This window comes from Acidobacteriota bacterium, assembly GCA_039030395.1.
Classification (GTDB): domain Bacteria; phylum Acidobacteriota; class Thermoanaerobaculia; order Multivoradales; family JBCCEF01; genus JBCCEF01.
Genome location: JBCCEF010000003.1, coordinates 312958 through 338888, shown reverse-complemented (window position 1 = coordinate 338888; position 25931 = coordinate 312958). Strand labels below are relative to the sequence as shown.

Sequence of the window (25931 nt, the reverse complement as noted above, 5' to 3'; positions counted from 1 at the left end):
GGCTCGGAGCAGCGATCGGGGATCGTCATCAACCGGATCGGCCCTTCTGGGGCGGATCCGGTCGTTTTCATCTGTACCAAGGAACAAGGGTTGCCATCTCCCCTAAGCCTCGGAGAGACTCCGGCCATGACGACCGCCGTGGACCTCGAGGCCGACCTCAACCTGCAGCAGCGCGAAGCCGTCACCCACGGCAACGGACCGCAGCTCGTGATCGCCGGGGCGGGCTCCGGCAAGACCCGGGTGATCACCTACCGCATCGCCTGGCTGGTGCGCGAGCTGGGCGTGCGACCCGGGGAGATCACCGCCGTCACCTTCACCAACAAGGCGGCGGCGGAAATGCGCGAGCGGGTGGAGTCGTTGGTCGATCAATGGCCGCTCGAAACCTTCGTCGGCACCTTCCACCGCTGGGCTTTGATCCAGCTCCGGCGGTGGGGCGAACGGGTGGGGCTGGCGAGGAATTTCGCCATTCTGGACACCTCGGACCAGCTCTCTCTGATGAAGAAGGCGCTGGCCGCCGAGGGCTTGTCGGAGAAGTCCTTCCCGCCGCGGGCGGTACTCGCGACGGTCAGCAGCGCCAAGAACCGCTTGATCGACCCGGACGACTTCGAAGATCAGGCGGATAGCTTTTTCGCCCGCCGGGTGGCGCCCTGTTACCGGCGCTACCAGGGCCTTCTCGCCCAAGCCTCGGGCGTGGACTTCGACGACATGCTGCTCTGCTCGGTGCGGCTGATGGAGCAGGAGCCGGACGTGCTCGCCCGCATGCGCTCCCGCGCCCGCTTTCTGCTGGTGGACGAATACCAGGACACCAACCAGGCGCAGCAGCGGATGATCGAGCTGCTGGCCGGCGACGAACCGAACCTGACCGCCGTCGGCGACGAAGACCAGGGGATCTACCGCTGGCGCGGCGCGGAACTCGAGAACATTCTGCAATTCGAGCGTCACTTCGCGGGCGCCACCATCCGCAAACTGGAGCAGAACTACCGCTCCACGCAGACCATCCTCGACGCCTCCGGCGCGCTGGTCGCCAACAACGAAGGCCGGCGCGGCAAGGAGCTGTGGACGGAAGCCGGCGAGGGCGGCAAGATCGAGGTATTCAAGGCCGCCGACGAGCAGGAGGAGGCGCGCTGGATCGTCAACGTGCTGCAGGGGATGCGGGAGCGCCTGCCGCTTTCCGAGATGGCGATCCTGGTGCGCACCAACGCCCAGACCCGAGCCCTCGAAGAGGAACTCCTGCGGACGGCCATTCCCTACGTACTGGTCGGCGGCACCCGCTTCTACGAACGGGCGGAAATCAAAGACCTGGTCGCCTACTTGCGGGTGTTGCGCAACCCGCAGGACAGCTACTCCCTGGGGCGCATTCTCAATCAACCGCCGCGCGGCATCGGCAAAGCGACCCAGGAGCTGCTCCAGCAGGAGGCCGAGGCCCTTGGCCAACCGCTGTGGGACGTGATCTACCACCGGCAAACCCAGAATCTGCCGCCGCGCTCCGCCAAGGCAGCGGAGCGCTTCCGCGGTCTGATGGTGAACCTGCGAGAGGCCGCCGCCGACCTTCCGCTGCCGGCCCTCCTCGACCGCCTGCTCGAAGAGACCCGCTACATGGATCTCTTCCGGCCGGAGGATCCGGACGGCCAGGCGCGCATCGAGAACATCCGCGAGTTCCTGTCGGCGGCCCAAGAGTTCACCGAATCCCGGGCCTACGGCTCCGACGAAGACGATCTGCTGACCCCATTCCTCGACCACATCGCCCTGGTGGCGGACCTCGACGACTGGGACGTCGAGCGCGGCGTGTCGGTGATGACCCTGCACAGCGCCAAAGGGCTGGAGTTCGACCTGGTGGTGATCGGCGGCCTGGAGGACGGCCTGCTGCCCCACTTCAACGCTCAAGGCACCCGCGACGATCTCGAAGAGGAGCGGCGCCTGCTCTATGTGGGCATGACCCGGGCGCGCCAGCACCTGTACTTGACGAGCTGCCGCCGCCGCCGCATCGCCGGGCGCTATCAGGACCAGCGCGAGTCGCCCTTCCTGCTGGAACTGCCGGAGGAGCTACTGGACGTGAGCCACAGCCCCAGCCTGTTCCGCGAGGCCGGCGAGGTCTACTCCTTCTTCGGCCGCAGCCCGCGGGACAGCCCCCAGGAACGCGAATGGGAAGAGCCGTCGCAGGAGGCGCGGCAGGTGCGCCGCGGCAGCCGGGTACGTCATCCGACCCTGGGGGACGGCACGGTGATTACCCTGGAAGGAGAGGGCGAGCACTCGAAGCTGACAATCTATTTTCCGAAGGTGGGGAAGCGGAAATTGGTCGCCAAGTACGCCAACCTCGAACTTCTGTAGCGACTACCCCCAGTCCGAGCGCAGCAGCGAAAACAGGTAGTTGTCTACCCGTCCCTCGGGCAACCGAAAGTAGCTCCGCAGAAGACCTTCGCGCTCGAATCCGAGCTTCTCGAGCACCCGCTGGGAGGCGAGGTTTCCCTCCGCGCAGCGCGCTTCGATGCGCTCGAGATGGGTGTCCGTGAAGAGGTCGTCGATCAGCAGCCGGAGGGCCTCCGTCATCACCCCTTGGCCCTGGGCTTGGGTCGACAGAGCGTAGCCCACCTCCGCCAGGCCGTGCTCCCAGTTGCTGACCACCAAGGTGATCCAACCGGCCGGGTGATCGTCGATCAGGACGATCCACTGGAACTTCTCGCCCCGCGAGCGGTAGAGATCGCTCATGCGGTGGCTCGCCACGTCGGTGCGTAGCTGACCGACGGTGAGTTCATTGAGCGGCTGGTAGCGGCGCACGCTCTCCTCCGCCCGCCAGGCCCGCAGGTACTCGGCATCTCGCGGCACGGCCGGACGCAGACTGACGCGCGGGCTGGGACGTTGGATGGCGACGGACATGCGGGGGCACCTCTCGGTTTCATGGTGCTAGCTAGCGCCATGAAAGTACCCTCCAGATTACTACAATGGTCGGCGGTCTACCCGTCGCCTGAAGCCGGCCAAGGCGTCTCCACCGCCGACGGCTGGCGCCAGCGCTCCGCCAGGGACAGCAGCACGATGTACCAGAAGCCCTGCAGAAAGAGATAGAGGAACGGTAGCGAGGCCCACATACCATCGACCGCCGCGTACACGAAGACCACCGTGAAGTACAGGGCGAAGGCCAGCTCGATGGCGAAGGTCATGCTGCGGCCGGCCCGGTAACGACGGGGCCGATCCGCATCGCCGCGCTCGACGATGGAGAACTTCGGCGTGCGGACGAAGGTGCCGCCGCGATCCTTGAGGCCGGTCAACACCGCCGCAGAATTGCTCACCGACAAGCCGATGCCGAGGCCCATCAGCGCCGGTAGATCGCCCAAGGTGCGGCGCCAACCGCGGCCGCCGGCTACCTGGCTGGCGATATAGAAGATCAGCACCGACGAGGTGGCCGCCATGAACATCGGCAGGTCGATCAAGAGCAGCGCCTCCCAGGACGAGCCGCGGCGCAGCACCATCGCCGGGAACACCAGGAGCGCCAGCAGTACCATCAAGGGGTAGCAGAAATTGTTGGTCAGGTGCACCACCGCTTCGGCCTTGACCCGCGGCGGCAAAGGCGCCGAGAGAAGGCGCGAGAGCAGCTTGCGGCCAGTCTGGATGGAGCCCTTGGCCCAACGGTATTGCTGGCTTTTGAAGCCGTTGATCTCGACCGGCAGTTCCGCCGGCACCAGCAGATCCGGCAGGTACACAAAACGCCAGCCGCTCATCTGCGAACGGTAGGAAAGGTCGAGATCCTCGGTCAGGGTGTCGTGCTGCCAGCCGCCGCCGTCGGCGATCGCCCGCCGACGCCACACCCCGGCGGTGCCGTTGAAGTTGAAGAAGCAGCCGCTGCGGTTGCGCGCCGTGTGCTCGATGACGAAGTGGCCGTCCAGGAAGATGGCCTGGATGCGGGTCAGCAGCGAGAACGACCGATTGAGGTGATCCCACCGCGCCTGCACCATGCCAACCCCGGGGTCCGCGAAGTGCGGCACGGTGCGCCGGAGGAACTCCGGCGTCGGCAGAAAGTCGGCATCGAAAACCGCCACCAGGTCGCCGTCGGCGACCTCCAAACCGGCCGCGAGGGCCCCCGCCTTGAAACCGCTGCGGTCCGTCCGGTGAAGATGGCGGATGCGGTGCCCGAGGGCGCGCTGACGCTCGACGGCGGCGGCCACGATGTCGCGGGTCTCGTCCGTCGAGTCGTCGAGAACCTGGATCTCCAGCCGGTCGGGTGGATAGTCGAGGGTGCACACCGCGTCGATCAACCGGCGGGCGACGTACATCTCATTGTAGAGTGGCAGTTGGACCGTCACCCGCGGCCATTCTTCCGGCGCCGGCGGTTCCACCGCCACCTGGCGCCGAAATCGGATGTAGAGCGCCACCAGCACCATACGGTGTACGCCATAGGCGGCGAGGATCGCCAGAATCCCGTAGTACGCCAGCAACACCACCGATGCTCCGATCGAGTTCGTCATTCGTATCCCCCTCGCCCGCGGCGCGGCGAGTCTTCCTGGCCGGATTGCCCTTTGTCGGCCTGGCGATGGTGCTGGCGCGGGTTGGAGATTTGGCGGAACACGTCGAATGGACGGTAGTGCTGCTGGCGGTGGGGACCGGTGCTCTGGTGTGGGTGATTCGTCGGATCGAGGGCGCGGAGCCTAATTCCGGCCCAGTCGCCGGAGCGGTACTGATCGTGGCAGTGATGATGCGGCTGCCGCTGCTGCTGCTGACGCCGACTCTGTCCGACGATCTCCTGCGCTATGTGTGGGACGGCCGGGTGGCAGCCGCCGGCCAGAACCCCTACATTCTGGCACCGGACGCCGACGAACTCACCCCATTGCGGGACGAGTTGTGGCAAGCCCTGCCGCACCGCTCGGTGGCGACCGTCTACCCGCCGTTGGCGATGGGCGTGTTCAGTATAGCCGCTCGCCTGCCGGATCCGGTCTTCGACAACGGCAGCCTGTGGATCAAAAGCGCCCTGGCGACCGCCGACGTCCTCGGCGCCTGGGCCCTGCTCCTGGTGGCGCGCCGCCGCGGCCTGCCCCAGGTGCGCGTGGCGCTCTACGCCTGGAGTCCTCTGGTGGCGCTGGAAACCGCCGGCATGGGCCACGTGGACGCCCTTGGCGTGGCGGCGACGGTGGCCGCCGTGGCGTGGCTCCTCGGCCCGCGCCGGCAGGGCCTGACGGCGCCCCTGGCGGCGGCCGGTGGGGTGCTGGCGAAGCTGGCGCCCCTCGCCGCGATTCCCATGTGGGCGCGCCACAGCGGACGCCCTTGGAAGTTCGCCGCCATCGCCCTCGGGGTGACCGCCGTCTCCCTCGCACCGGTGGTCGCGACGGCCGGCGGGGTGCCCCCGGGGCTCACCACCTACGGCGTGTCCTGGGAGTTCAACGGCCCGCTGTATGAGCCGCTGTGGCGCGCCGTGGAGGCGAGCGGCCTGGTGCCGATGCTGCACGGCGGGCTGGACCGGCTGAAAGGCTGGATCGGACATCACGAGACGGTCAACGGGCTCTATCCCTGGGTCTATCCCCGGCTGATCGCCAAGGCCATCCTGGCCGGGATCATGCTGTGGGTGCTGGCCCGCTCCCTGCGGCGGCGCGACCCGGTCGCCGGCACGGCGCGGCTGTTCGAAGGACTGCTGCTGTGCTCGGCCACCTTCTACCCCTGGTATGCGCTGTGGATGATGCCTTGGGCGGCGTTGTCGCGCGATGCCGCCTGGTTGACCCTGGCGGCGCTGTTGCCGCTTTCGTACCTGCCGCAGTTTCTTTCCGTTCCGCTCATGCCGTGGGTGTTCTCAGCGATCTGGGTGCCGTTCTTCCTGCTGCGCTGGTCCAGCCGCCGGCGCTCCTCCCAGGCGTTTCGTGCCCTACCGGCGGACGGAGCCTCGCCGCCATGAGGTACCGGCTGCTGCTGTCCTATCGCGGCAACGCCTACTACGGCTGGCAGCGCCAACCTTCCGGGCCGACGGTCCAGGGGGCCGTCGAAGGAGCCCTTGCGGATCTCCTCGGCGAGCCGGTCACCGTGCACGGCGCCAGCCGAACGGATACCGGCGTGCACGCCCGCGGCCAGGCGGCCCACCTCGACCTGCCGGCACCGTTTCCCCGCCGCGGCATGGTGCACGGCACTAACCGCCGCCTTCCGCCGGATATACGTGTGCTGGCGGCGGATCGGATGCGGCCGGACTTCCACGCCCTGCGCTCGGCCGGCGGCAAGGAGTACGTCTACCGCCTGTGGCGCCACCCGGTAATCCCGCCGCTCGAGGCGCCCTTCATGGTGCCGGTGCACGAGGCCATCGACCGCCGGGCCTTGCAGCGCGCCGCGGCGGCGCTGGTCGGGCGCCACGATTTCACCGCATTTGCCCTCGCCGGCGGCTCCCATCGGCATCCGTCTCGCCACATTCGGTCGGCAGAGTGGGAGGAAGACGGCCGGGAGATCCGCTTCCGGGTGCGCGGCGATGGCTTTCTGCGCGGCATGGTGCGCTCCCTCGTCGGTACGATGATTGACATCGGTCTCAGGCGGCGCACGACGGCGGATTTCCGCCGCTTGCTCACCGGCCGGCCGCGCGGCGAAGCGGGCCCGACGGCACCGGCCCGAGGGCTGTGCCTGGAGCGTGTTCTCTACCCCCCGGAGTGGGGGCCCGTGAACCGAGGAGAGGAACGAGGGGATGTGGTAGTTTAAATCCCCGAAGGCAATGATCGAAATCTCAAAACTCGCCGAGCCGGGCTCGCCGGAAGAGCTTCTCGTCCGGCGCCTAGACCTGGAACGACTGCCCCGCCATGTCGGCGTCATCATGGACGGCAACGGGCGCTGGGCGCGTAGCCGTGGTCTGCCCCGGGTGGAAGGCCACCGCGCCGGCATCGCCTCGGTGCGCGACACGGTGGAAGCGGCGGCGCGCCTCGATCTCGAAGTGCTGACCCTCTACGCCTTCTCGATCGAGAACTGGAAGCGTCCCCGCTTCGAAGTGTGGACGCTGATGAACCTGCTCAAGGAATACGTCCAGCGGGAACTCGACACGCTGATCAAGAACGGCATTCGCCTCCAGGTGCTGGGCCGCTGGCGGGAACTGGACCCGTCCGTCGTCGCGGTGCTGGAAAATGCCCTGGACGCCACCAAGGACGGCGAGAACATGGGGCTGAACATCGCCCTCAATTACTCCGGCCGCTGCGAGATCGTGGACGCCTGCCGGCGGATCGTCACCGAGTGGGCGGCCGGCAAGGGCGCCGACATCGACGAGGAAACCCTCGGCCGCTACCTCTACACCTCCGGCCAGCCGGATCCGGACCTCCTGATCCGCACCTCCGGCGAGATGCGGGTGAGCAACTTTCTGCTGTGGCAGATCGCCTATTCGGAGATCTGGTTCACGGACACCCTGTGGCCGGATTTTCGCCGCGGCACCCTGTTCGAAGCGATTCTCGATTTCCAGGCGCGGGATCGCCGCTTCGGCGCCGTCAAGGACGCCGATCGCGACGATTCTTCGCCAACCACCGTCCGAGCTCCTGGGTAAACCAGCCCGGCGTTCGCGGGTTCCGGTGCCGAGAAGGCGGCCCGCTCTCCTCGGCTCAACCATCCTCCATGCAGCGACTCCTCACGGCGGCGATCCTCGCACCGCCCTTCCTGGCCAGCATGCTCTTGGGACCCACCTGGGTCTTCATGTCGATGGTGACGGCGGGCGTTCTGCTGGCCGCCTGGGAATACACCCGCATCGCCCTGCCGGAGGAGCCGCGCCATCCGGCGGCGGCCACCCTGCCGGCAAAGGAGCGGCCGGGCCGCGGCCTCCTCGGGATGCTGCCGATCCTGGTCATCCCCTTCGCCTGGGGCCTGCGCGAGGCGATGACCGAAGGGCGCGGTGTCGCGGCCCTGGCGGCGGTCGTCGCGATCGCGCTGCCGGTGGCGGTCCTCGCCGCCCGCACCTCTCTGGAGCACGGTTTTCGAACGGTCGGGGCTTTCGCCTTCGGCCTGCCGTACTTCGCCCTGCCGGTGCTCGCCGCCTGGGAGCTGCGCGAGAGCGACCCCTGGCTGGTGTTTCTAGCCTTTGCCATCGCCTGGCTGGGAGACACCGGTGCGTACTATGTCGGCCGCCCCTTCGGGCGCCACAAGATGGCGCCACGGGTGAGCCCGAAGAAGAGCTGGGAAGGAGCCGCCGCCGCCCTCGCCGTATCGCTGGCGGTCGCCCTCCTGTGGTGCCACTTCCGGCTGGGCGAAATCCGGCCGGTCTTGCTAGGGCTGGCGGTGGTGACCTCGGTCGCGGCGCAGATCGGAGATCTCGCCGAGTCGATGTTCAAGCGCGGCTCGGGAGTCAAGGACTCAGGGACCCTACTGCCGGGCCACGGCGGCCTGTGGGACCGGGTGGACGGCGTGCTCTTCGCCCTGCCGGTGCTGTGGCTCGCGGTGCTGTGGCTGGACCCCGCCCTGCTGAGCCCGTGAGGGTCGAGAACGCCAGGGGAATTCCTGCGTAATGTAGGCAGGTTGCTTATCCTCGGTGCACCGAAACGAGCGGTACACAAACACCCCCACGACCCATCGACCGACAGAGCTTCCGATTAGCCTATGACCGACTTCTTGAGTTTCATCTACGCCTTCCCCTTCGCCCTCGGCATCATCATCTTCGTGCACGAAGCCGGGCACCTGCTGGTCGCCAAAGCCTTCAAAGTGCGAGTGCACACCTTCTCCCTCGGCTTCGGCAAGCGCTTGTGGGGCTTTCAGCGCGGTGAGACGGACTACCGGGTGTCCCTCATTCCCCTGGGCGGCTACGTCAAGCTGGGGGGCGAACTGCCGGAGGAGGCAAGCGGCGATCCGCGCGAGTTTCTGTCGAAGCCGCGCTGGCAGCGCATCCTCGTGTACCTGGCCGGCCCGGTGATGAACGTGGTGCTCGCCATCGCCCTGATCGCCGGTGTCTTCATGGTGGGTACCTCTACCGCCGACTTGCCGGACATCGAACCGGTGCTGGGCGGCGCCGTCGAGGGGTCCTCGGCGGCGGAGGCGGGGCTGCGCCGGGGCGACCGGGTGCTGGCCGTCGGCGGCGAATCGGTGGATAGCTGGCCGGACGTGATGCTCGCTCTCCTCACCTCGCCCAACCGGCCGGTCCAGCTACAGATCGAACGCGGCGACGAACGCTTTGAAGCGACGGTGACGCCGGGCAGCATCGAGAAGTACGAGGTGGGCGACCTGGCGGGCCTCTATCCGCAGCTCCGACCGAGCATCGTCGAGGTCGCCAAAGGTTCCCCCGCCGCCGCCGCCGGCCTGAAGGCCGGCGACCAGCTCGCCACCGTCGACGGCATCGCGGTGCTCGATTCGGCCAGCTTCGCCCTTTATATCGAGCAACGAACCGACACCGCCATCGACCTGGGCGTGCTGCGCAAGGGCGAACCGATGGTGCTGAAGGTCACACCGGCAACCAGCGAGGACGGCATCGGCCGGATCGGCGTGAGTCTGGGCATCTACCAAAAGTACGGTCCGATCGAGGCGATCGTGCAGAGTGTGCGCTACAACCGCCAGATCCTCGAACAGACGGTGGCGGTGATCGGCAGCATCTTTCAAGGGGACATTCCCGCCAAGGGCGCCCTCGGCGGACCGATCGAGATCGCCGTCCAGAGCGGGCGGGCGGCGCAGGTCGGATTCAAGAGCTTGATCCACCTAATGGGCTTTCTCTCGATTTCGATCGGCATGGTCAACCTGCTGCCGATCCCCATTCTCGACGGCGGCCAAATCCTGATGCTGCTGGTCGAAAGCGGCATCCGCCGGGACCTTCCCATGCGCCTCAAGGAGGCCTTCGCCCAGGTGGGATTCGTGATGATCCTGCTGCTCATGGCGGTGGTGCTCTACTTCGATCTGGCGAAGAATCTGCCCCTCGGATTGTGACGTCCTTCAACCCCTCTGCTAGCGACCGAGCCGGAAGGGCTGGGCGCCCCCGGACGAGGCGGCAGCGAAGCTGCCGAGGACGGGCGGCCCGCGCAGGGGTGAGCGCGAAGAGTTCATTTCTTCGGGCGAGGGGCGGACCGCGGGCGGGCGCCCAGCCCCCTGGGTATCAACAGCTAGCGGCGCGCTGAAATCATGCGCGAAGCGCCCGCTCAGCTGGCAGCTAGCTGTTAGAGTTACCGGATGTCGCCGGTCGCCGCCAAGGCCCTCAAGATCTTTCGCCGCCTCGCCTATTTTGGCGCCCTGGCGGGGGTTTTTCTGCTCGCCGCCTACCTGTCCTTCAACGCCTTCGTGAGGAGCGGCGCCACCGCGGCGCCGGACCTGGTGGGGCTGTCTCGGCACGAGGCCCTCGAACGCCTCTCGGATCAGGGATTGACCCCCCAGTTCCGGGAGGATGCGGCGCGCTTCGACGCGCAGATCGCCGAGGACCACGTCGTGGAACAAACGCCCCGCGCCCGCACCCTGGTCAAGCGCGGCAGCACGGTGCAGATGGTGATGTCCCTCGGGCCGCAGCAGACGGCGGTGCCGAGCCTGCGGGGCCAATCGCTGCAGTCGGCGCAGGTGGCCCTGGCGACGGCGGGCCTCACCCTCGGCCGCTCCCTCAGGGTCTACGAACCGGGGATGGAGCCGGGCACCATCGTTCAGCAATCGCCGCTGGCGGAGCGGGTGGTGGCTCCGGGCAGCGAGGTCGATGTGTTGCTCTCCATGGGAGCGCCCGGCGAGCGCTACATCATGCCGGATCTGGTCTACCGCAACTACCGACAGGTGCGGCCGTTCTTCGAAGCCCGCGATTTCCGCCTCGGCGGGATCAAGTACGAACCCTACGAAGGGGTCGAAGAGGGCACCATCTTGCGCCAATATCCGCTTGCCGGGCACCCATTGACGCGTCGCGAAGCGATCTCCCTGGTGGTCGCCTCCCCTCCCCGCACCGGTTGACATCGATCGCATGACCCTGAGGACTCACCCATGAAGCTCGCCCCTTCACTCCTCGCCTCCGACCTGGCGAATCTCGTCGGTGCCGTCGACATCTGTGAACGCGGCGGCGCGGAGCTGATCCACGTGGACGTGATGGACGGCCACTTCGTACCCAACCTGACCTTCGGCATCCCGGTGATCGCGGCGCTCAAGGAACGCACCGAACTGCCCCTCGACGTCCACCTGATGGTGGACTCACCGGGCCGGTTGCTCGACGAGTACCTGGCCGCCGGATCGGACATGGTGGCCGTCCACTGGGAGGCCTGCACCCATCTGCACCGGGTTCTCGACCGCATCCGCCGCGGTCACGCGGCGGCCGGCGTCGCCCTCAATCCGGCTACTCCGGTGGAGGTACTCGCAGACGTCCTCGACGATCTCGACTTCGTACTGCTGATGTCCGTCAATCCGGGCTTCGGCGGCCAGAGCTTCATCCCACGAGCTCTCGACAAGACCCGCCGCCTGCGCGATCTCGCCGGGGACTCCCTGGACATCGCCATGGACGGCGGCATCGACCGTGACACCATTGGACCGGCGCGGGCGGCGGGCGTGGACATCGCGATCGCCGGCTCCGCCGTCTTCGGCGCCGACGATCCCGTCGCCGCCATCGCGGAGCTGCGCCAGCGCTCCCTTTCGGAGATCTCATGAACCGCAAGATCCTGTTCTCGATCCTGGTCCTCGTCAGCCTTTCGCCCCTCGGCTGCCGCAGCGCCGTTCGGGAAGACCCGATCCTCCGCCTGTCCGCTCAGGAAGCCCTCGACGAAGGCAAGACCCTGATGGCCGACGAAAAGTTTGCCCGCGCCCGGCGACATCTGTCCCACGCCTTCGAAGTGGAGCCCAACTCCCTCTCCGGACGCGAAGCGCTCCTCCTACTGGCGGATAGCTACTACCTGGACGGCGGCGCCATCAACTACATCCAGGCGGAGGCCAAGTACCGCGACTTCTTGAACCGCTTTCCGACCAGCAATCTGGCCGCCTACGCGCAGTACCAGATCGCCAACAGTTTGGCCGAGCGGATGGAGAAACCGGACCGCGACCAAACGGCCACCGAGAAAGCCCTCCAGGCCTTCCGCGAGCTGATCCGCTTGTACCCGACGAGCGACTACACGGCCGAGGCCCGAGAGCAGATCAACAAGGTGCTCGACAACCTGGCGGAGCACGAGTTTGTGGTCGGTGACTACTATCGGCGGCGCCCCGTGCTGATCGCCGCGATCCAGCGCTTCGAAGGTCTCCTGGCGAGCTATCCGAACTATTCGGAGCGCGACAAGGTGCTCTACCACCTAGGCCTGACCTACAACCGAAGCCTTCGTCCGCAAGACAAGATCAAGGCCATCGAGGTGTTCGATCGCTTGCGCACCGAGCACCCGGAGAGCCCCTGGATCGCGGACATCCCGCCGGTAGAAGCACCACCGGTCGAGAGCGCCACCGCCGAGAACGGCGCGGAAAGTCCCGGCAACGCGGAAGACGAAGGGCCATCCTCTGAGGAATCGGACTCGTGACCCGCTCCGCGCAGCGGCTCCTCGGCACCCTCCTGATCGCTCTGCTGGCCATCAGCCTCGGTTGCGCTACCGGACGGGGTTCCTCCGCTCCGGAGAACACCACCGCCGACGATGTCGCCGAACTCAAGGCGCGGGTGGTGGAGTTGCAGCGGCAGGCGGTGATGGGTGAGCTCGAGATGGATCGCCTGCGGCAGCAGGTGCGGGCTTTGGAAGCGCTGATCGCCGGCGGAGCGACCGCCGGGGCGGCGCGCCGACCCGCCGACCCGACCTCTTCGAATCCGCGCCCGCTGGAGGAACCTCGGCTAGAAGACCGCATCGCCGCCCGCAGCGACAGCGGTGGCGAGGTGGAAGAGGAAAACCTGGCGGACGAGGATTTGCCGGTGGTCGACATTCCGAGCCGCGATGCGGATCCACGCCCGCCGCTGCCGGCCGCCGCCGCCCCATCGAACCTGGAGCCGCCCACCGTGGGCGCGACCACGACGACTCCCTCGGCCTCCGCCCAGGATCTCTATGATGAGGGCTACGCCCAGTACCACCAGGGCAACTACATCGACGCCGAGTCACGCTTCCGGCGCTTCCTGCAGGAGAGCGGCAATACCAACCTGGCAGACAACGCCCAGTACTGGATCGGCGAAGCGCGCTTTGCGCGCGGCGATACGCGCGGAGCGCTGGCGGCCTTTCGCGAAACCGTGGAGCGCTACCCGCAAGGCAACAAGGTACCCGACGCGCTGCTCAAGGCCGGCCAGTGCCTAGAGCTCCTCGGCGACTCGGACGGCGCCCGGGCGTCGTACCGCGAGATCGTCCGCCGCTTTCCTTCGAGCGCCGCCTCCGCAGTAGCCGAGGAGCGAATCGCCAAACTGCCGTAGTTAGGCTTTTAGGGGGGCTCGACGCCTGGACGCGGGACCGCCCCCTCGCTGCAAGAAGTGTCATTCTCTTGCGGCCCGCGCAGGGGCTCACCCCCATCCCCGGCGGCTCCCGCGGGGTGCCCAGCCCGCCGCCTCGCTCTTCGAGCTCGATAGCGGTCTGCTGGAATAGCAGATCGTTCGCTCGCCGAACCGAAGTCCAGGATTCGCCTCAGCCCAGGCGATAGGTTAAAGTAGTGCTTGAAGTTTTGCCGGCTAAGTTCTTGACACTGCACGGCACAGCGAGATACCGTGCATTGGGATCTCGCTATAGGCTTACACACGCAGTGTCGTGTTCGGGGGGTTCGCTTGCCATGAAGAATCAATCGACCAGGCTCGTCCGTTGGCTTGTACTGTCAATGGTGCTCGCCGTGCTGACGAGCGGCATCGTCCTGGCCCATGACAATCCGCCCAGAAACCTCCGCCAGGTAGGGGACCACTGGACCGCCTGGGATCCCCCGACTCCGCCCGAGGACGCCGAGGTGTACATCATCGCCCGCGGCGACACCCTGTGGGATCTGGCCGCGCGCTTCTATGGCGACCCGTACCTCTGGCCCCAGCTCTGGGAGCAGAACCAATACATCCTCGACGCACACTGGATCTATCCCGGCGATCCGCTGCTGACCACCACCGAGGTCACCACCGTCGAGTCCCTCGATCAAGCCGGCCTCGACGACGAAGCCCCGGACGATGACTATCCCTTCCTGCGGGCCGGATCGGATGCTCGCCCGCCGGGCCCGCTGGGCGGCGAATCGGACATCTACTGCACCGGCTTCATCGGCGAACTCAACGAGCAGTTCCCCTTCGCCATCATCGGCTCCGAGTTTCAGGCCTTGTCCCCCAGTCTCGACAACCTCGGCGGCTCCGCCGCCGCCAGCTACAACGGCCTCTACGGAACCGACACCCTCAAGTACGGCATGATGAACGGTGACATCATCTATCTGAGCGGCGGCCGCAGCGGCAACATGACGCCGGGCACCGTCTACACGGCCATCGGCAGCGGACCGAAGATTCGGCATCCCGGGGACAATTCCGTGTTCGGCCGCATGTACCACTACCAGGGCCAGGTGCGGGTGTTGTCCGTGCAGGCCGAAACGGCGATCGCCGAAGTCGTCCATACCTGCCGACCGGTGGTGGTGGGCGCGCAGCTCAAGCTGTTCGATGAAGAGCCCGTTCCGCTCGGTCGCCGCACCGGCTTGCGGCCGGTCAACCTGCCCGCCTCGGCGGAGTCTCTGGCCGGTGCGCCGGTGATCCTGGCCGGCGACCACGGCCTCATCACCCTCGGCGAGGACAGTGTGGTCCACATCGATCGCGGCGAGAACGCGGATGTCGTACCCGGCGACATCTACACCGTCTACCGCCTCAACAGTGAAGGCCTGCCGCCGGTGGTGCTGGGCGAGTTGGCGGTGCTCTCCGTCCACAGCCGGTCGTCCGTCGCCAAGATCATCGGCTCCCGCTACCCCATCTATCCCGGCGATCTGCTGGCCCTGAAATGAGTGTCATCCTGGCGTCTCCGGGCGTCAGGGTGCGGCATCCCTTTCCCCCTCGCAGCGACGTTTCGCTGTGCTATCCTGTCGCCTTGCCGCGAGAAGAAGCCCTGTGAAGGAACCGACACTCAACCGCCGACTGACCCAGATCGTCGACGAGCTGGTCAAGCGAGGGATGACCCTCGCCCAGGCTCGCCGCGAGTTTGAGCGCCAGTTCATCGTGGCGTCCCTAAACTCCAATAACGGCAACCTTTGCCGCTCGGCCCGCAGCCTCGGCGTGCACCGCAACACCTTGCGCAACAAGGTCTCCAACCTGGGGATCGGAGCGAGCACTGCACGCAACGGCGGCGGCCGCGACGCGGCCGGGAAGGGCGCACCCCCCAAGTCCTCGCCGGGCAAGCGCTGATCCGCGTACCGTCGTAAGAAAATCTCTGGGCCGTAACAAAAGCACCGGCCGATGCGCCGGTTGGCATACAACCTGCTTCTTACGACGCAAGAAGGCAGGCGCCCGTCCGGGATGAATACGTCTCCGGCGGGATCAGTACACCGAGGCTGAGCCGGCCCCACCCACAGGCCACGATCACCCCGTCGCCGGTCCAGCCCCGTTCCCGACCGAAACTAGGACCTGAATTCACCATGATCTGTTTACGACTCCAAGGCGTGCTGGCGACTTTCGCCACCCTCGCCTTCCTTCTCAGCTCCGGCGGCACCGGGGTTTCCGCCCCGCCCACGCCTCCGTCAGTGGAGATTCCGAGCCCGGAAGAGATCGCCGTTCTCGACGAACTCGCCCTCTGGCTCACGGACTCCGACGAGGGCAGCCTCGGCACCATGAGCCCGGTGGACATCCGGGCCGCCGTGCGAGAGCGCCCCGAAACCTTCGAGCTGTTCCGCAGCTACAACCTTAAAGAGGACAACCATCGCTACCTCGAATCCGTGCCCTTTGGCGGCGAGATCGTCGAAGCGGCGGAGCGCTACGACCTGGACAGCCTGCTGGTCGCCGCGGTGATCGAGGTGGAATCGGGGTTTCTGCCCCACGCCGTGTCGCCGGTGGGAGCCGTCGGCCTAATGCAGGTGATGCCGGCCACCGGCGGATTCAGCACCGAATTGAGCAATCCGGCGGTCAACCTGGACATCGGCGCCCGCTATCTGCGGCAGTTGCTCGACACCTACGATGGGGACCTGGAGTTGGCCCTGGCGGCCTATAACGCCGGTCCCGGCAACGTGCGCCGGTTTGGCGGCATCCCGCCCTTCCGCGAGACCCGCCGCTATGTTTCCAAGGTGATCTCGACCTACGTCGACATCCACCGCAGCGTGTGGGACGACACCGGGGCCACAGACCTAATCGTTCTCAACTAGCAGACTGCTGAAGATGCGCTTCGCGGACTCTTCCAAGAAAACTCTCCGAGCCCAGAGGCGAGGCGGCAGCGGAGCTGCCGAGGATGGGGTGAGCCTGAAGAGGCTTGCCTTTTCAGGCGAGGGGGCGCCTAGCCCCCTGGAAATGAAACAGACAGCAGGCTGCTGAAAACCTCGGCGAAGCCGCCCTTCAGCAACCTGCTGTCGCAAGCCCCCCTCGCCACTTCGTGGCTCACCCCCGAGTCGGCTTCGCCGCCTCGCCTTCGAGGCTCGGTCGTAAGCCGCATCGAATTCCCTAGCAGCCATCTAGTCCCAATTCTCAGGACGGCTAGAGATAAAACTCCTAGAACAAGACGAGGAGATGGATGAAGCAGCGCCGTAGCGGCATTCGCACGGCGGAAGACAATAGAGGACCGGGAACGGTCCTCAGCGGGGCTTGACGGATTCGCCGTCGTCGATCTTGTCGGACTCCGGCTCGCGGACGCCGGTCTTGAAGTTGCGGATCCCTTCGCCCAGGCCGCGGCCGATCTGGGGCAATTTCGTCGCGCCAAAGAGCAAGACCAGGATGCCCAACACGACCAGCAGTTCGGGTACGCCTATACCACCCATGGTTCTTCCTTTCTGATCGACCGGGATCCGTCCCGGCCGAAGTGAGATACCAGTCTAGCAGGGTGCGGGAGAGGCCGTCAGCCGGCCGCTCCACCCCGATCCGCGACTTCGCTTTGCGCCAGATCCACCACCGCCGGCGCCGTCTCCGGCACCTTCGCCAGGTGCTCCAGGGCGCGGCGGTAGGTCGGTTCGATCAGCGGCAGGTGGCGGTCGAACCCGCGGTCGGCGAAGGCCGCATAGGTGCCCACCGCCTTCAAGGTGCGCTGGGCCGCTGCCCGGTGGTAGTCCACCGTCTCCGCTGGCAACTCGAGGGTGACTTCCGCCGGCCGCGGGAAGCGGCTGTCGTTGAGCAGCGAGGCGAGATCGTAGTGCGGCGGCCCGAGGCGCAAATCCTGGTGATCGAGCACCGCCACCTCACCGCCTCCCAGGGGCACCAGATTGCGTACCATGAAGTCGCGGTGGCAGGGCCGTGGCGGCAGCTCCGCGAGACTCCCGCACAGGTCGCTCAAGGCGCGCTCCAGACGCCGAGCCGCTTCCCCGTGGGAGACCACCTCGCGCGGCAGCAGAAATCGCTCCCAGGTTTGCTCAAGCTCTTTTTCGAGCAAGGCCCGGTCGAGGGGTTGCGAGAAAGAGGCGACGAAGTCCGCCGGCAAGCCGTCCACCCGCTCCAGGACGCGTCGGGCGGATCGGTAGTAGGGCGCGAGCAGGGTCCAATCCGAGGGTAGATCGAATAGCGTTTCGGAACCGAGATCCTCCACCGCCATCCAGCCCCGTTCGGGCGCCTGTTGCAGGATCGACGGCACCCGCACGGCAATCGATTCGAGCAGTTCCGTGGTCCGCAGGAACCGCTCGAAGGCGGGCATCAGGGACTCCGGATAGGCGGCGAGAATCGCCGCTCCGCCGTGGTCAAAGCAGAGCCGATAATAGCGCCGGGGACTGACGTCGCCGGTCAGCGACTGCAGCTCTTGGAGACGGCCCAGGGGCTTTGTCCAGGCGGCAACATCGGCGCGGGAGGGAGGGCTCCATACCATAACTCCGGCAGGCTAGCACGGGGGCCTGCGGCTTCCCCGGGGCGTTTGACACCCTCGAAAGGGCGGGGCGATAATGCAGCACCGCCGGGCCGGTTTTTCACCGTTTGCAGTGGACCTGGCGGAACGCCCCGGGCGGCCCTGGAAGGATTGCGATGGCCGTCCACCGGCAAAGGAGAAGAGGCTCTGGACCCGACCCTGAGGAAGATGCTGCGCGACTTCGGCCGCTCCCTTTCGGAGGCCATCTCGGACTCCTCCGAGGCGAGTCGTCGTCTGCGCGCCATCCGCGACCAGGGCTACTCGCTGTTCCTGCTCCTCGACGACGGCCTGAAGGCGGCGGAGACCGATTCTTCGGCAACTCCGCTGGTCGGCGGCGACGAACCGGAATTCCAACCGGACTTCCGCATCAACGGCAACGACCTCTCCTTCCTCCGCTCCATCGGCATCGACCCCACCCGCCGCCTCAAGAGCCGGCGGTGACAGGTCCGACCCGGGCCGCTGGACACAGCCCAGCCGAGTCATGACCTCTCCGTCGCCCTCCAGACCCGCCGAACGCCCGGAACTCCTCGGCCTGCCCTTCGACCGCCTGAAGGACACCCTCAAACCGTGGGTCGACCGGCCCTTCCGGGCACGGCAGATCTACGACGCGCTCCACCGCCGGGAGGCCGCTTCCTTCGACGAGATCACCGACCTACCAAAGGCCTTGCGGCACAAGTTGGGCGAATGCTTTCGTATTGCTCTGCCGAAGGTCGCCGAGCGCCACCAGGCGGCCGACGGAACGGTGAAGTACCTGTTCGCGTTGGACGAGCGATCGACCATCGAGGCGGTGGACATCCCCGACGGCAAGCGCCACACCCTGTGCATCTCAAGCCAGGCCGGCTGTGCCCTGGCGTGCAGTTTCTGCGTCACCGGCTTCTGGGGCGCCGGACGCAATCTGACCGCTGGCGAGATCGTGGCTCAGGTGCGGCGGGTGCGGCGCGACGGCGATCTGCCGGAGGGCCTCAACCTAGTGTTCATGGGAATGGGCGAACCGCTGCTCAACCTCGACAACCTGCGTACCGCTTTCGGAATCCTGGTGGAGAGCATCTCGCCGCGGCGCATCACCGTATCGACGGCGGGCATCGTGCCGGGCATTGACGCCTTGGCCGCCTGGCCCCAGCGCCCGAACCTGGCGATCTCCCTGCACGCGCCGGACGACGCCCTGCGCAGCCGGCTGATGCCGGTCAACCGCACCCATCCCCTGGCGGAGTTGAGGGCGGCCCTCGGCCGGTATCCCCTGGAGAAGGGCCGCAAGCTGACCTTCGAGTACATCCTGCTCCGGGGGATCAATGACTCCTTCGATCACGCCGACCGCCTGGCGCGCCTGCTGCGCGGTTTGCCGAGCAAGGTGAACCTGATCCCGATGAACCCCGATCCGGTGCTCGGTGACGATCTACAGCCGCCATCGAACGATCGCATCGACGGGTTCCACCGCCGCCTCAAAGGGCACGGCGTGCTGTCCACCGTGCGGCGGCAGCGAGGTGACGAGGTGAGCGCCGCCTGCGGCCAGCTTCGAGTTCAGGGACGCGCCCCCAAGACCTTCGAGGGACGTTCCCTGGGCGAGGGCTTCATCGGCCAGCGACGGCGCAGCCCTAGAGAGTCTCCGTCCGCCAAATGATCGCCATGTTCCTACCGGCGCCGCTTTCACCCTCTACGCCCCTCGGCCCGTCGCGTCGGTAGCTACACAGCAGATCCTCTTCGCAGCGGGTGCAGGCCGGCACCATACGCACATCCCGTACGCCGGCGGCGGCCAGTTGATGGAGGGCCGCTAGCGACAGGTCGAGGTGCGGTCGGCGTCGCGGCCCGCCGCTTTTTGACACATCGTGGCGGACGGCGGGATCGCTCGCCGCCACCACCTCGCCGGCGACCTCCTCGCCCACCTCGTAGCAGCAACTCCCGATCGCCGGACCGATCCAGGCGGAGATCTCCCCGCTACCGGCTTCCAGGGCCGCGACCGCCGCCGGCAGGATCTCCGCCGCCAGTCCGCGCCAGCCCGCGTGCACCGCCGCCAGGCGTTCTCCCGCCGCCAGCAGCACCGGTACACAGTCCGCCGTCACCACCGCCAGGGCGAGGCTCGGCCGGTCCGTCACCAGCGCGTCACCGGCCCCGCAGTCGCCGGGGCGGGCGGCCAACACCCGCGCCGAGTGCTCCTGCCGGCAGCGCGCCAGGGAAATCTCCGAAGGCACGAATTCCGCCGCCTCGCTCATCCCCCGGCCGGCGAATCGAACTTCGAGCAAACTGCCGTCTCGAACGCGGCTGTCGCTCCACATCCAGCCCTTCCGAGAGTTCCCCACGGGGCCTACGATCATCGCAATCTCCACCAGCCTGCATTTCGTGTACGGCGGCATTGTACGGCCCCGCGAGACGCCACCGCATCCGGCGAAGGAGCGGGCCGCGGCTGGTACGATCGCCCGACAAGCTTTGAGTGCCCTGCACCCTATGCCGGAGAATCGTCGCCGAGAGAGGGCTCGTTCCAACCGTCCATGATCCAGTTCTTCCACGTCAGCAAGCGGTACCCCGGTGGCCAGAAGGCGTTGGACGATGTCAGTTTCGATCTTCCGGCGGGTGAACTCGCGTTCCTCACCGGACCGAGCGGCGCCGGCAAGACGACTCTCCTCAAGCTGATCTTTCGCGAGGAGATTCCGAGCGCCGGGCAGATCCTGGTGAACGGCCGCAACGTCGCTTCCATCCCACGCCGCAAGATCCCGTACTTACGCCGCTCCGTGGGCGTGGTGTTCCAAGACTTTCGGTTGATCCCCAGGAAGACAGTGTTCGAGAACATCACCTACCTGCCGCGCATCCTCGGGCTGCCGCACCGTGCGCAGAAGAAGCTCGCTTATCAGGCCCTGCGGCGGGTCGGCTTGGCCCACCGGTCACAGGCCTTTCCCCTCCAGCTTTCCGGCGGTGAGCAGCAGCGCATCGCCATCGCCCGGGCGCTGATCAACGAGCCGGAGATCCTGATCGCCGACGAGCCGACGGGCAACCTGGACGAGGATCTGTCGGCGGAGATCCTGCGGCTCTTCCGCCAGATCAACCTGCGCGGCACTACCCTGCTGATCGCCACCCACAGCCGCGACATCATCCAGTCGATGGGCGGACGAGTCCTCGAACTGCGGGAGGGACGGCTGACCCGCGATCAGCGGGTGGAAGGTAGCGAGGCGCCCCAGGTGGCGGACCTGCTCGACCCCGCCGCCGATGAAACCGACTCCACCGAGGACCGTGAACGAAAACCGTCTTCGAACCCGATGCCCGCCGATGGGCTCGACGGGAGACCCAAAGATCCGTCGCCCCGCGAACCGAAGGACGCACCGTGAGGCTGAACCAAGCGGCCTCGTATTTTCTGCGCGAAGCGGCAATCAGCCTGGCGCGGAGCTGGAAGGTCAGCCTGCTGGCGGTGGTGACGATCGCCGTCAGCCTGTTCATCGGCGGTGCCTTCCTGCTGGTCAGCACCAACTTGGCCCAGTGGGTGGAGCGCTGGCAGGACGAGACCCGGGTCACGGTATACCTGGAGCCCGGAGCCTCGCCCGAAGCCATCGCCGCTCTACGCCAGCGGATGGCCGCTCCAGCCTGGGTGCTATCGATCGAGGAGGTGAGCCCCGAGGAGGCCGTAGAGCGTTTCCAGGGTGCCTTTCCCAGCCTCGCCGACCTGGTGGAAGACTGGGAGGAGGATCCCCTGCCGCGCTCGATCTCGGCGCGCTTCGACACCGCGGCGCCGACGGCGGAACTCGAAGGGTGGCTCGCCGACCTCGCGGCCGACGCAACCATCGACATGGTCGACGATGACCGCGACTGGCTGCGTCAGCTCGAAACGCTGGTCGCCGTAGTGCGCGGCATTGGCCTCACCCTCGGCCTGGTGCTCCTGGGCGCCGCCATCTTCACCATCGCCAGCGTCATCCGCTTGACCGCCTACCTCTACCGCGACGAGATCTCCGTCATGCGGCTGGTCGGCGCGACGGAGTTCTTCATCCGCGGCCCGTTCTACGCCGAGGGTCTGCTGCAAGGTCTGCTCGGTGGCTTGCTCGCCGTCGGCGGCCTGTACGGCGCCTACCGCACCGCCGCCGCCCGCACCGCCGACAGCCTCCTCGGCGCCATGGCGACGCCGGAGTTCTTGGGCTGGCAGGCCCTCCTGCTGCTCGTCCTATTGGGCGGCGCCGCGGGTCTGGGCGGCGCCATCGCCTCGCTGCGAAGAGAAAAACTCGGCAGCGAAGAGAGCTAACAGACTGCTGAAGACCGCTTCGCGGATGATTTCAGCAGCCTGTTGGCTCGTTCATTTTCAGGGGGCTGGGCACCCCGCAGGCCGCCGATGACGGGGGTGAGCCCCCCGGCGCGGGCCGGCAAGATTCGCACTTCTTGGCGTCGAGGGGGCGGTCCCGCGCACGGGCGCCTAAGCCCCCCTGAAACACAGCGCTAGCCGTCGATGGTGATGCGGATCACCGCCCGGCGGTTCTGCTCGCGGCCGGCGGCGGTGGCGTTGTCGCCCACCGGGTCGGCGGAGCCACGGCCCTCGACCTCGATGCGGCTGCCATCGATGCCGTGGCGAGTCACCAGATAGTCCTTTACCGCCTGGGCGCGTCGCTCACTCATCCGCTGGTTGGAGGCATCAGAGCCGGTGCTATCGGTGTAGCCGATCACCAACGTCTCGGCACTCGCCGCATCCTTCAGGCGCAGCGCCACCTCGTCGAGGGTCGCCTTGCAGCGGTTGTCGACGCGCGCGCTGTTGGAGGCGAACTTACAGGCCTCTTCGGTTACCTTTGGCGGCGAGGGTGCGGTCGTTACCGGCGGCGGTGGTGGCGGAGTTTCCACCTTCGGCGGATCCTGCGGCGGCGGCGGCGGCGCTGGAGGTTGCGGGGGCTCGACCGCCGGTTCCGACTTGAGGAAACGCGGCAGGTAGGTGAGGCCGAGGAGGCCGCCGATCGGGCAGTGCTCATCCGTTTCGCTCAACTGCAGCAGATCCGTGCGCACCCCGAAATTGAAGGCCCAGTCGTTGCCGTCACCGAGCCACAGGCGAAGGCCGGTGGTCAGGTCAACGCTCTCTTCGAAGATAGCGTCGTCGCTGTCCGTAGGCAAGGTACCCACCAGCTCGGTGATCCAGTCGAGGCGATCGGAAACCTGGCCCGCATAACCGAGACCGGCGATGATCTCCGGCGACAGATCGATGTCATCGATGTCTCCCGGCACCCGGGCGCCGATGTTGAACACCCAGTTGCCGCGGTCCCAATTGGCGCCGGCACCGAAGCCCGTCTCGCCGCCGAGCACCTCTTCGTCACCGGTGGGGAGCTCGACGAAGGCGTTCAGAGCGAAGCCGCTGCCCTCGCCGCCCAGAAGCCACTTGGCGCCCAGACGAGCATTGCCGAGACCATCGTCCGTTACGTCCGGCTGGCCGGGGAAGTCGGCTTCGAAGTCTTCGTAGGGAAGCATCAGGCTCACCTCGAAACGGTCCGTCACGCCGTAGCCAACGCTGGCACTCAAACGGCTCCAGTCGAGATCCGCTCGGGTGTTGCGCTCGAAGACCCGGTCCCAATTGTTGTAGTAGAGCCCGAAGGACCACTCCCCCTGCGGCAGAGAAGTACCGGAGAGCAGGGTAAATAAACCGGTTTCCCCGGTGGCCGTCGGAGCGACGGCCTCCTCGCCGGCGAAGGCGGGCGTAGCGATACAGACCAGTACGGCAAGAAAGGCCAGGCCTTTTTTCCAAATCATCGAAGTAACTCCTCTAACTACCTAGGACAAACTCTTGTGTGACGGCCGACCCCATCGACACCATTGGTGAGCCCCGCAAGGCGCAGCTTGGATGGGACCTCGACAAAAAGCGTAGCACAGTCTGGGCCAAGACAACGTTTTTCCTTGAGAGCTTAAAACTCAGCCTTTTCAGCGCTTCTCGGCCGCGCTCGTCGCTCCCGAGAGGTGAAAACCTTACCGGTCGAATAGATCAGAACGAAGGCCTCGAGAGGGCAATCGTGTGGCCGCCGAGAGGCTCCGAGTGCTCAGGGAAGGTCGCCACCAAAAAAGGCCCCCGAAGGGGCCTTTTTCGACGATCTGAATGGGTTGAGAAGGGCCCGGCTCAGCGGCCGCCGCCGGGGAGACCCTTGATCTCCTCCTCGAGCCGCCTGCGCTCTTCTTCGAGAGCCCGGATTTCCTCGTTCTCTTTCTCGATGGTGGCGTTCTCACTGGCGATGTTCCGGTTCTCTTCGACCCGGTTGACACCCGCCTGGTCGCCCGCGTTGCGGTAGGCGACGATCGCCTCGTCGTAATTCTTCAGCTTCTCGCCAACGAAACCCACCTGCTGCCAAGCGCGCTTCTTGTCGGCGGCGCTGGCCGCCCGATCCACCGCCAACTGGCCGGCGGCCTTCGCGTCGTTGAAGTTCCCCGCGGCCGTGTATGCCTGGGCCAGGTAGTAGTGAACCAGCCAGTCGTTGCCGGCCTTGGCTTTGGCCCGGTTCAGGGTCGAAGTGGCCGCGGAATACTCCTTGGCTCCGAGCTGCGCTTCGGCCACCAGGAGCAGCGTGTCGTAGTTCGCGCTGGAGGACGCCAAGGGAGTCGCCGCCTGAGCGGCCTTGGCGTAGGTCGCCTGCTTCGAATCGCCGCGCTTCTCACGACCGAGGCGGATCAGCGAGTTGACGTATGCGGTCCGCACCTTGGCGTCGCTGCCGTTCAGATTGACGGCCTTCTCCAGAGCCGACGCGCCGGTCGCCGTATCGCCCGCGTTGAACGCGGTGGTGCCGTAGTTGTACCAAGCCTTGGCATCCGTAGGATTCGCCTCGGCGGCCTTGCGCAGGGCGGACAGGGCGCCGCTGGCATTGCCACTGCGGTCGAGGGCAACGGCGAGCAACTGTTGGTACTTACCCTGCTGCTGACTCGGCAGCGACGAAGGATTGATCTTCTGCAGCATCGAAGCCGCCTGGCTGTAGCCACCGGTCTTCAGATACGCCTGAGCCAAGATGTACTGGTAGCTGACGTCGCCAGGCTTGAGTTCGTAGGCCTTCTTCAGGGCATTGAGAGCATCCTTGCTCTTGCCGAGTTGAAGCTGGACCTGACCGAGCATGTAGTGACCACCGGGCCAGTCCGGCTGCTTGGCAGCCACTTCCTGGAATTCCTTCTCGGCCACGGCGAAATTCCGGGCCTTGAAGGCCGCGACACCGGCCTCCCATTCCGCAAACGCGGCTCCGCTCACCAACAATCCGGCAACCACGAGAAGTGAAATCAATGTCTTTCGCATAAGTACCGTCCTCCTTTTCCGCCTCGGCGTCGTGTGGCTTGAATATTTACGGTGCGCCGGGCAGAGTTCTGTGGATGCAATTCCTGTGCAAGCTTCGGTATCTCAAACCGAAGAAGGACGCTCCAACATCTCCGTGACCCGGTCCACGTATGCTTTGGACCGGTTGGGGCCGAGGGCCGCGGACACCAATTTCTCGCAGGCCCGCACAAGATCGAGGACAGCATCGCCGCCTCGACCCGCATCGATCTCCACCTTGGTCAACTTGAAAATCCGGTCGAACTCTTGATGGTTGATTCCGGGACCGGCCTCGCGCCGGGCTTCCTCCGAGACCTGCTGCGCCAGAGCGAGGATCTCCGCCGGCGGTAGCTTCGCCAGGCGTTCCGTGCGCAATCCCGAGAGGTTTTCTTTCAAATCCACCAGGCCCGAAGTGATCAGGCCGTACAGCAGCTTGGCCGTGTCGAAAGCGCTCTGCCCGAGGCTCGCCGCCACTTCGTCGATCGAGCGGCGCTCGTCGAGCTTGCAGATCACCGCCCACTCTTGAGGGGTCAGAGAGACGGAAGTGGTGGTCGCGTTGTCGGTAAACACCGGCACCAGCCGGGTGGAAGGAATCTTTTTCGACAGGATCTGCCACTCGTCGATCCGGCGCGCCGCCTCCATCAACAGATTGGTGTTCGACTTTTGAACAGAGGTGGTGGAGCTTTCCTGTCCGGGGGTAAACAGGAAGTCCCCCTCGGGCCAGATGGCGAGTTCGTAGATCGCTTCTTCGCCCTCCAGCTCGCCCACCGAGGCGTGGGTGATCTGACCCCCGCGGAGGAAAATTTCCCCTTGCGGATATCCCCCGCGGGTCAGAGCGAACATGCCCGTTTTGCCGGAAACCGATACCAGCTGGATGATGTCTGGCAGCGGCAACTCGGTCAACGAGCCCTGAAAGGCCATGT

At 66.5% G+C, this 25931-nt stretch carries 25 protein-coding genes and 1 pseudogene; 18 read left to right on the top strand and 8 right to left on the bottom strand.

Annotated features, from left to right (window positions below):
• Window positions 1-126: 126 nt before the first annotated feature.
• On the top strand, window positions 127-2328 hold the full coding sequence (locus tag AAF481_05745; GenBank protein MEM7480656.1) for a UvrD-helicase domain-containing protein: 2202 nt from the start codon (window positions 127-129) through the stop codon (window positions 2326-2328).
• Window positions 2329-2331: 3 nt separating this feature from the next.
• Here AAF481_05745 and AAF481_05740 read toward each other — a convergent pair whose 3' ends face one another.
• Together AAF481_05740 and AAF481_05735 are read right to left on the bottom strand one after the other, a co-directional pair.
• Window positions 2332-2874 (bottom strand): GNAT family N-acetyltransferase, encoded by a 543-nt coding sequence (locus AAF481_05740; protein ID MEM7480655.1) that lies wholly within the window; start codon window positions 2872-2874, stop codon window positions 2332-2334.
• A 77-nt stretch (window positions 2875-2951) separates the two neighbouring features.
• Entirely contained in the window at window positions 2952-4457 is a 1506-nt protein-coding gene (locus tag AAF481_05735) for a glycosyltransferase (protein ID MEM7480654.1), read from the bottom strand.
• Here AAF481_05735 and AAF481_05730 point away from each other — a divergent pair.
• The 13 genes and pseudogenes from AAF481_05730 (at window position 4436) to AAF481_05670 (ending at window position 16107) form a co-directional block, all read left to right on the top strand.
• Complete coding sequence (locus tag AAF481_05730; GenBank protein MEM7480653.1) at window positions 4436-5872, top strand: hypothetical protein; 1437 nt, start codon at window positions 4436-4438, stop codon at window positions 5870-5872. The genes AAF481_05735 and AAF481_05730 overlap by 22 nt on opposite strands.
• Window positions 5869-6654, top strand: a complete 786-nt coding sequence (truA, locus tag AAF481_05725) for a tRNA pseudouridine(38-40) synthase TruA (protein MEM7480652.1) — start codon at window positions 5869-5871, stop codon at window positions 6652-6654. The genes AAF481_05730 and truA overlap by 4 nt, the downstream gene beginning before the upstream one ends.
• Window positions 6655-6667: 13 nt before the next feature.
• Window positions 6668-7480 carry an isoprenyl transferase gene (locus AAF481_05720; protein ID MEM7480651.1) on the top strand — a complete coding sequence of 271 codons (813 nt, stop codon included), beginning with the start codon at window positions 6668-6670 and terminating at the stop codon, window positions 7478-7480.
• A 68-nt stretch (window positions 7481-7548) separates the two neighbouring features.
• Complete coding sequence (locus AAF481_05715; protein MEM7480650.1) at window positions 7549-8400, top strand: phosphatidate cytidylyltransferase; 852 nt, start codon at window positions 7549-7551, stop codon at window positions 8398-8400.
• Between the two features lie 123 nt (window positions 8401-8523).
• A complete protein-coding gene (rseP, locus tag AAF481_05710) occupies window positions 8524-9834 on the top strand; it encodes an RIP metalloprotease RseP (protein ID MEM7480649.1) in 1311 nt (436 codons plus the stop codon).
• Window positions 9835-10074: 240 nt separating this feature from the next.
• Complete coding sequence (locus AAF481_05705; protein MEM7480648.1) at window positions 10075-10827, top strand: PASTA domain-containing protein; 753 nt, start codon at window positions 10075-10077, stop codon at window positions 10825-10827.
• A gap of 30 nt (window positions 10828-10857) precedes the next feature.
• Window positions 10858-11511 carry a ribulose-phosphate 3-epimerase gene (gene rpe / locus AAF481_05700; protein MEM7480647.1) on the top strand — a complete coding sequence of 218 codons (654 nt, stop codon included), beginning with the start codon at window positions 10858-10860 and terminating at the stop codon, window positions 11509-11511.
• Complete coding sequence (bamD, locus tag AAF481_05695) at window positions 11508-12362, top strand: outer membrane protein assembly factor BamD (GenBank protein MEM7480646.1); 855 nt, start codon at window positions 11508-11510, stop codon at window positions 12360-12362. Before rpe ends, bamD begins: the two co-directional genes overlap by 4 nt.
• A gap of 161 nt (window positions 12363-12523) precedes the next feature.
• Window positions 12524-13159: pseudogene (locus tag AAF481_05690) on the top strand (tetratricopeptide repeat protein).
• The gene (locus tag AAF481_05685) at window positions 13108-13452 is read left to right on the top strand and encodes a hypothetical protein (protein MEM7480645.1); all 345 of its coding nucleotides are present in this window, start codon (window positions 13108-13110) and stop codon (window positions 13450-13452) included. Before AAF481_05690 ends, AAF481_05685 begins: the two are co-directional and overlap by 52 nt.
• A gap of 171 nt (window positions 13453-13623) precedes the next feature.
• A complete protein-coding gene (locus tag AAF481_05680) occupies window positions 13624-14760 on the top strand; it encodes a LysM peptidoglycan-binding domain-containing protein (protein MEM7480644.1) in 1137 nt (378 codons plus the stop codon).
• Window positions 14761-14863: 103 nt separating this feature from the next.
• A complete protein-coding gene (locus AAF481_05675; GenBank protein MEM7480643.1) occupies window positions 14864-15157 on the top strand; it encodes a helix-turn-helix domain-containing protein in 294 nt (97 codons plus the stop codon).
• A gap of 230 nt (window positions 15158-15387) precedes the next feature.
• A complete protein-coding gene (locus AAF481_05670) occupies window positions 15388-16107 on the top strand; it encodes a lytic transglycosylase domain-containing protein (protein ID MEM7480642.1) in 720 nt (239 codons plus the stop codon).
• 423 nt (window positions 16108-16530) lie between these two features.
• Here AAF481_05670 and tatA read toward each other — a convergent pair whose 3' ends face one another.
• Together tatA and AAF481_05660 are read right to left on the bottom strand one after the other, a co-directional pair.
• Window positions 16531-16713 (bottom strand): twin-arginine translocase TatA/TatE family subunit, encoded by a 183-nt coding sequence (gene tatA / locus AAF481_05665; GenBank protein ID MEM7480641.1) that lies wholly within the window; start codon window positions 16711-16713, stop codon window positions 16531-16533.
• A 77-nt stretch (window positions 16714-16790) separates the two neighbouring features.
• Entirely contained in the window at window positions 16791-17744 is a 954-nt protein-coding gene (locus tag AAF481_05660; protein ID MEM7480640.1) for a phosphotransferase, read from the bottom strand.
• Window positions 17745-17891: 147 nt separating this feature from the next.
• Here AAF481_05660 and AAF481_05655 point away from each other — a divergent pair, with 147 nt between their 5' ends.
• Both AAF481_05655 and rlmN read left to right on the top strand, forming a co-directional pair.
• Window positions 17892-18221, top strand: coding sequence for a hypothetical protein (locus AAF481_05655; GenBank protein ID MEM7480639.1), 330 nt, complete (start codon window positions 17892-17894; stop codon window positions 18219-18221).
• 40 nt (window positions 18222-18261) lie between these two features.
• On the top strand, window positions 18262-19398 hold the full coding sequence (gene rlmN / locus AAF481_05650) for a 23S rRNA (adenine(2503)-C(2))-methyltransferase RlmN (GenBank protein ID MEM7480638.1): 1137 nt from the start codon (window positions 18262-18264) through the stop codon (window positions 19396-19398).
• Here rlmN and AAF481_05645 read toward each other — a convergent pair.
• On the bottom strand, window positions 19373-20089 hold the full coding sequence (locus AAF481_05645) for a polyphenol oxidase family protein (GenBank protein ID MEM7480637.1): 717 nt from the start codon (window positions 20087-20089) through the stop codon (window positions 19373-19375). The two genes, rlmN and AAF481_05645, sit on opposite strands and share 26 nt — an antisense overlap.
• 174 nt (window positions 20090-20263) lie before the next feature.
• Here AAF481_05645 and ftsE point away from each other — a divergent pair, with 174 nt between their 5' ends.
• Together ftsE and AAF481_05635 are read left to right on the top strand one after the other, a co-directional pair.
• Window positions 20264-21094 carry a cell division ATP-binding protein FtsE gene (ftsE, locus tag AAF481_05640; GenBank protein MEM7480636.1) on the top strand — a complete coding sequence of 277 codons (831 nt, stop codon included), beginning with the start codon at window positions 20264-20266 and terminating at the stop codon, window positions 21092-21094.
• Window positions 21091-21996: a permease-like cell division protein FtsX gene (locus tag AAF481_05635; protein ID MEM7480635.1), complete on the top strand. Its 906-nt coding sequence runs from the start codon at window positions 21091-21093 to the stop codon at window positions 21994-21996. Before ftsE ends, AAF481_05635 begins: the two co-directional genes overlap by 4 nt.
• 191 nt (window positions 21997-22187) lie before the next feature.
• Here the strand turns inward: AAF481_05635 and AAF481_05630 are convergent, their stop codons facing one another.
• The 3 genes from AAF481_05630 to AAF481_05620 all read right to left on the bottom strand — a co-directional run bounded on the left by AAF481_05630 (window position 22188) and on the right by AAF481_05620 (window position 25929).
• A complete protein-coding gene (locus tag AAF481_05630; protein MEM7480634.1) occupies window positions 22188-23477 on the bottom strand; it encodes an OmpA family protein in 1290 nt (429 codons plus the stop codon).
• Window positions 23478-23838: 361 nt separating this feature from the next.
• Entirely contained in the window at window positions 23839-24948 is a 1110-nt protein-coding gene (locus tag AAF481_05625; protein ID MEM7480633.1) for a tetratricopeptide repeat protein, read from the bottom strand.
• Between the two features lie 147 nt (window positions 24949-25095).
• On the bottom strand, window positions 25096-25929 hold the full coding sequence (locus AAF481_05620; GenBank protein MEM7480632.1) for a DUF4388 domain-containing protein: 834 nt from the start codon (window positions 25927-25929) through the stop codon (window positions 25096-25098).
• Window positions 25930-25931: the final 2 nt, after the last annotated feature.